Source organism: Phenylobacterium sp. (assembly GCF_035276905.1).
GTDB lineage: Bacteria > Pseudomonadota > Alphaproteobacteria > Caulobacterales > Caulobacteraceae > Phenylobacterium.
The window spans coordinates 1-5,367 of sequence record NZ_DATELG010000389.1 but is presented as its reverse complement, the minus strand read 5'-3'; the positions used below and the strand labels follow the sequence as shown (position 1 = coordinate 5,367).

Here is a 5,367-nt window from a genome sequence, read left to right as displayed (position 1 = left end):
AAGATGCGCGAGGCCGGCGTCGAGGTGGTCGAGCACGACGACGGCCTGACGGTGAAGCGCGATTGCGGCCGGCTCACGGCGGTGGAGATCGAGACCGACCCCTATCCGGGCTTCGCCACCGACCTGCAGGCGCAGTTCATGGCGCTGATGACGCTGGCCGAGGGCGAGAGCGTCATCAAGGAGACCATTTTCGAGAACCGCTTCATGCACGCGCCGGAGCTGGGCCGGCTGGGCGCCGACATCTCGGTGCACGGCGGGGAGGCGCGGGTGCGCGGCGTCGACAAGCTCGACGGGGCCCAGGTGATGGCGACCGACCTGCGCGCCTCGGTCAGCCTGGTGATCGCGGGCCTGGCGGCGCAGGGGGAGACGATGGTCAACCGCGTCTACCACCTCGACCGCGGCTTCGAGCGCCTGGAAGAGAAGCTCGGCGCCTGCGGCGCCCAGATCCGTCGCCTCAAGGGCGACGGGGAGCCCGTGGAGGACTGATGGCCGCCGCCCAGCCCCCGCCGTTGAAGCTGCTCGCCCAGGACGCCGACGACCTGGCGGTGATCTCGGCGGCGCTGCAGGACGCCGTCGTCAAGATCGGCGACATCGACTACGAGCCCAAGGCGCGGCGGCTGACCATCGCCTTCAACCGCTACCGTTGGGAGGCGGGCGGCGGCGAACGCGTCCGCTCGGCGCTGCAGCTGGCCGGCGTGCTGGGCTTCCAGACGCGCAGGATCCGCCGCGACGCGCCCGAAGCGGTGCTGGATATTCTCGCCATCACCTTCGAGCCGGGCGAGGCTCCGGGCGGGATGGTGACGATCGCCTGCGCCGGCGGCGGCGACCTGCGGGCGAGCGTGGAATGCGTCGAGGCCGTGCTGGCGGACGTCTCTCAACCTTGGCCGACGCCTCGCAAGCCGGCCCACGAGCTCTAAATAAAGACCATGCGCCGTTTCCATATTTCCGACCCCGGCTTCGAGGCCGGCTTCAACGCCTTCGTCGAGGAGCGCCGCGACACGCCGCGCGACGTCGACGCGATCGTCGCGGACGTGCTGGCCGCCGTCCGCGCCGAAGGTCTGGGCGCCCTGCTGCGCTTCGCCCGCGAGTTCGACAAGGTCGAGATCGACGAGACGAACATCCGCGTCTCCGAGGCCGAGATCGAGGCGGGCTTCGCCGCCTGCGCGCCGGAGGTCCGCGAGGCGATCGCCTTCGCCGCGGCCCGCATCCGCGCCTATCACGAGCGCCAGCGGCCGGCCGACCAGTGGTTCAAGGACGAGGCCGGCGTCGAGCTCGGCTGGCGCTGGACGGCGCTGGAGGCCGTGGGCGTCTATGTGCCCGGCGGCCGCGCGGCCTATCCCTCGACGGTGCTGATGAACACCGTCCCGGCCGCCGCCGCAGGCGTGCCGCGGATCGCCATGGTGACCCCGCCCGGCCGGCTGCAGCCGGCGGTGCTGGCCGCCGCCAAGGTCGCCGGCGTGACCGAGATCTGGCGCGTCGGCGGCGCCCAGGCGGTTGCGGCGCTGGCCTACGGCGCCGGCCCGATCGCCCCGGTCGACAAGATCGTCGGCCCCGGCAACGCCTTCGTCACCGCCGCCAAGCGGCGGGTCTATGGCGCGGTCGGCATCGACGCCCTGGCCGGGCCTTCCGAGATCGTGGTGGTCGCCGATTCGGCCAACGACCCGCAGTGGATCGCCGCCGACCTCTTGTCCCAGGCCGAGCACGACCCCGCCGCCCAGTCGATCCTGATCACCGACGACGAGGCCTTCGCCGCCAAGGTCGAGGCTGCGGTGCAGGAGCAACTGGGCCAGCTCGCCACCGGAGAGGACGCCGCGGCGTCCTGGCGCGACCACGGCGCGGTGGTGATCGCCCCGCGCGAGGCCTCGGCTCGGCTCGTCGACCTGATCGCGCCGGAGCACGTCGAGCTGGCGGTCGAGGATCCCGACGCGCTCGCCGCCCAGATCCGCCACGCCGGCGCGATCTTCCTCGGACGCCACACGCCCGAGGCGGTCGGCGACTATGTGGCCGGCTCGAACCACGTGCTGCCGACCAGCCGCGCGGCGCGCTTCTCCTCGGGCCTGTCGCTCTACGACTTCCTCAAGCGCACTTCGATCGTGAAGTGCGATCCCGGAGCCTTCGCCGTGCTGGGGCCGCACACCGTGGCGCTGGCCGAGGCCGAGGGGCTGCCGGCGCACGCCCGCTCGGCGGCGATCCGCCTGGGGCGTTCACGGTCAAGCTGAACGGCAGCTAACAACACTGGTTCTGCGGCCGTTCAGCCTGAACGGCCTAGCTTCCCGTTCATCGAGGCGGCGACGCCTTGCGACACAGCTGAACGGGAAAATTCTGATGCGCACTTTCACGACACACCGGGCCGCGGGGGCCGCGTTCGCGGCGCTGCTGACGACGGCTGGCCTCGCGGCCGCGGTCTCTCCGGCCCATGCCGATCCCCTGATCCCTGGAGTCACCGGCTGCGCGGCCCCCGGCGGGAAGCAGGCGGGCGGCGCCATGCTCGGCGCGGTGGCCGGCGGCCTTCTCGGCAACAGCGTCTCCGGCCACAACCGCACCACCGGGACCCTGGTCGGCGCCGCGGTCGGCGCGGCGGCCGGCTCGGCCGTCGGCTGCCAGATACAGCACAATGAAGAGGACCGCGCCGCCGCGGCGAACGACCAGGTTGAAGCGCCGCGGGACTATCGCCGCGACGGCCCGCCGCTGTCGCGCGGCGTCGCGCCGGCCAGCTACAAGCGGCTCGACAGCGCCATGTTCGCGACCAAGACCGTCAACCTGCGGGCCGCGCCGGACCAGGACAGCCGCCGCGTCGGCAAGCTCCATCGCGGTGAGCGTTTCGAGGCGCTGGCCCAGGTCCGCGACACCGACTGGATCCTGGTCGGCCGCGACGGCGTCGGCGTCGGCTACGTCCAGGGCTACTACACGCGGACCGACAGCGACCGTTACGCGTCGTACTGATCTTCCTCCCTTAATAATGGGGAGGGACAGCGCGCCGTCAGGCGCGCAGGGTGAGGAAGTCAGGATCAAGCGGCGAGCTTGGCGCTCTTGCTCCACACTTCCTCACCTTGACCGCTTGGCGGTCGGTCCATCCCCATGAAGGGGAGGGCCGGCGCGGGAGGATCGACGTACCGGCCCGGAATGGCCTAAAGGTGCGGGCGCGCCGCTCTTTGGACCCATGGCCCAGCCCCGCACGACCCATCGCCTGCAAAGCGTTCAGCTCGACGAGGACAGCCTCGCCGCGGCCTCGCGCGACCAGGAGCAGGAGCGGCAGATCGCGATCTTCGACCTGCTGGAGGAAAACTATTTCGCCCCCGAAGGCGCGAGCGAGGGGCCCTATGACCTGCAGATGGGGCTGATGGACAACCGGCTGGTGCTGGATGTCAGCGGCAAGGACTACGAGCGGCGCCACATCCTGTCGCTGTCGCCGTTCCGCTCGCTGATCCGTGACTATTTCATCATCTGCGAGAGCTACTTCCAGGCCATCCGCAACGCGACGCCGGCGCAGATCGAGGCCTTGGACATGGGGCGGCGCGGCTTGCACAACGAGGCTTCCGAGCTGCTGATGACCCGGCTGAAGGGCAAGGTCGAGACCGACCTCGACACCGCGCGGCGGCTGTTCACGCTGATCTGCGCCCTTCATCGTCGGACCTGAGCGGTGTCGGACGCCTCCTCCATGCCCGGCGCGGTGCTCTTCGCCTGCAACTTCAACCGGGTGCGCTCGCCGATGGCCGAGGCTTTGCTGAAGCGCTTGGCCGGGGACCGAATCTATGTCGACAGCTGCGGGCTGAGGCGCCCGCCCGAGGGCTTCGTCGATCCGAAGGAGCCGCTGGCGGTCGATCCGCTGACCGCCGAGGTGATGGCCGAGGTGGGCTGCGATCTTACCAACTATCGGGTGAAGACGTTCGATGAGCTGGAGGACGACAGCTTCGACCTGGTCATCTCCCTGACGCCCGAAGCGCAGCACCGCGCCGTCGAGATGGCCCGCGGGCGCGCCGCCCAGATCGAATACTGGCCGATCCACGACCCGACCCTGACCGAGGGTTCGCGCCAGGCCAGGCTCGAGGCCTACCGCATGGTGCGCGACAGTCTCGCCGAGCGGATCGCCGACCGGTTCCGGTCTTGAGCTTGAACTGAAGCAGGCCCATCGACCTCGCCCGCAGGCGTGCGCTATACTTATTGATGCTGTGAACGGCTCGCCGCCCGTGGCAAGGGGGCGAGCCGTCGTTTTTGTTCGCTTGGGAGCAGGTATGGCGAAAGAAGAACTGCTGGAGTTTCCGGGCACGGTCAGCGAGGTCCTGCCCAACGCGACGTTCCGCGTGAAGCTCGAGAACGACCATGAGATCATCGCCCACACCGCCGGCAAGATGCGCAAGAACCGAATCCGCGTCTCGGCCGGCGACAAGGTCCTCGTCGAAATGACGCCCTATGACCTGACCAAGGGCCGCATCACCTTCCGCGTACGCTGATTTTGGCAGCGTCTTGACGCGCCCTGACCAACGCCTCGTGCTGGCCTCCGCGAGCCCCAGGCGCCTCGATCTCCTGCGCCAGATCGGTGTCGCGCCCGACGCGGTGCTCGGCGCGGAGCTCGACGAAACCCCCAAGCGCCATGAGACCCCGCGCCAGCTGGCGATTCGGCTGGCCGCCGAGAAGGCCGCGTGCGTGGCCGCCGCGGAAGGCGGCGCCTATGTCCTGGCCGCCGACACCGTGGTGGCCGTCGGCCGCCGCGTCCTGCCCAAGGTGGAGGACGAGGCCGAGGGCCGCCGCTGCCTGGAGCTGCTGTCGGGCCGCGCGCACCGCGTGCTGACCGGCGTCGCCGTCGTCGCCCCGGACGGCCGGCGCGCCGAGCGGCTGGTGGAGACCCGGGTCTATTTCAAGCGGCTCGGGCCCGACGAGGTGCGCCGCTATCTCGAGATCGGCGAGGGCCTGGGCAAGGCCGGCGGGTACGCCATCCAGGGGGAGGCCGGCGCCTTCGTCACCGCCCTGCAGGGCTCCTATTCCGCCGTCGTGGGCCTGCCGCTCTACGAGACCATGAACCTCCTGACCGGCCTGGGCTTCCGCCGTCCATGAGCGAGCGGCGGATCTTCCTCGACGAGGGCTTCGGCGAAGCCCGTGGGGTGGTCACCCTGGACGGCGCGCCGGAGCGGCTGCTGATTCGCCGTGAGGGCGACGACCCGCGGCTGTGGCTGGGCGCGCGGGTCGCGGCCGTCGTCGCCAGCGTCGAGCCTTCGCTCTCCACCGCCTTCCTCGACCTGGGGGAGGGGGGCGAGGCCATCCTGCAGTTCAAGCCCGACAGCCGGCCGGTGCGCGGCCAGGTGATCGAGGTGGAGATCCGCGGCGAGCCGCGGCGCGGCAAGCTGGCGATCGCGCGCCCGCTCGGGCCCG

7 protein-coding genes and 2 pseudogenes are annotated in these 5,367 nt (G+C 70.9%); all 9 read left to right on the top strand.

All coding sequences use genetic code 11. The features are described from left to right. Nucleotides 1-486: pseudogene (locus VJS38_RS18660) on the top strand (UDP-N-acetylglucosamine 1-carboxyvinyltransferase); the annotation flags it as partial. After that, nucleotides 486-917 carry a DUF2948 family protein gene (locus VJS38_RS18655; RefSeq protein ID WP_324089651.1) on the top strand — a complete coding sequence of 144 codons (432 nt, stop codon included), beginning with the start codon at nucleotides 486-488 and terminating at the stop codon, nucleotides 915-917. The pseudogene VJS38_RS18660 and the gene VJS38_RS18655, both read left to right, overlap by 1 nt. Nucleotides 918-926: 9 nt before the next feature. Further along, nucleotides 927-2,219 (top strand): histidinol dehydrogenase, encoded by a 1,293-nt coding sequence (gene hisD, locus VJS38_RS18650; protein ID WP_324089650.1) that lies wholly within the window; start codon nucleotides 927-929, stop codon nucleotides 2,217-2,219. 106 nt (nucleotides 2,220-2,325) lie between these two features. Then, a complete protein-coding gene (locus VJS38_RS18645) occupies nucleotides 2,326-2,943 on the top strand; it encodes an SH3 domain-containing protein (RefSeq protein WP_324089649.1) in 618 nt (205 codons plus the stop codon). A gap of 217 nt (nucleotides 2,944-3,160) precedes the next feature. After that, on the top strand, nucleotides 3,161-3,637 hold the full coding sequence (locus tag VJS38_RS18640; protein ID WP_324089648.1) for a UPF0262 family protein: 477 nt from the start codon (nucleotides 3,161-3,163) through the stop codon (nucleotides 3,635-3,637). Nucleotides 3,638-3,658: 21 nt separating this feature from the next. Next, nucleotides 3,659-4,108 carry a low molecular weight phosphatase family protein gene (locus tag VJS38_RS18635; protein WP_324089652.1) on the top strand — a complete coding sequence of 150 codons (450 nt, stop codon included), beginning with the start codon at nucleotides 3,659-3,661 and terminating at the stop codon, nucleotides 4,106-4,108. A gap of 124 nt (nucleotides 4,109-4,232) precedes the next feature. Beyond that, nucleotides 4,233-4,451, top strand: a complete 219-nt coding sequence (gene infA / locus VJS38_RS18630; RefSeq protein WP_111458197.1) for a translation initiation factor IF-1 — start codon at nucleotides 4,233-4,235, stop codon at nucleotides 4,449-4,451. Between the two features lie 13 nt (nucleotides 4,452-4,464). Next, complete coding sequence (locus VJS38_RS18625) at nucleotides 4,465-5,052, top strand: Maf family protein (protein WP_324089647.1); 588 nt, start codon at nucleotides 4,465-4,467, stop codon at nucleotides 5,050-5,052. After that, nucleotides 5,049-5,367 (top strand): annotated as a pseudogene (locus VJS38_RS18620) (ribonuclease E/G); the annotation flags it as partial. The gene VJS38_RS18625 and the pseudogene VJS38_RS18620, both read left to right, overlap by 4 nt.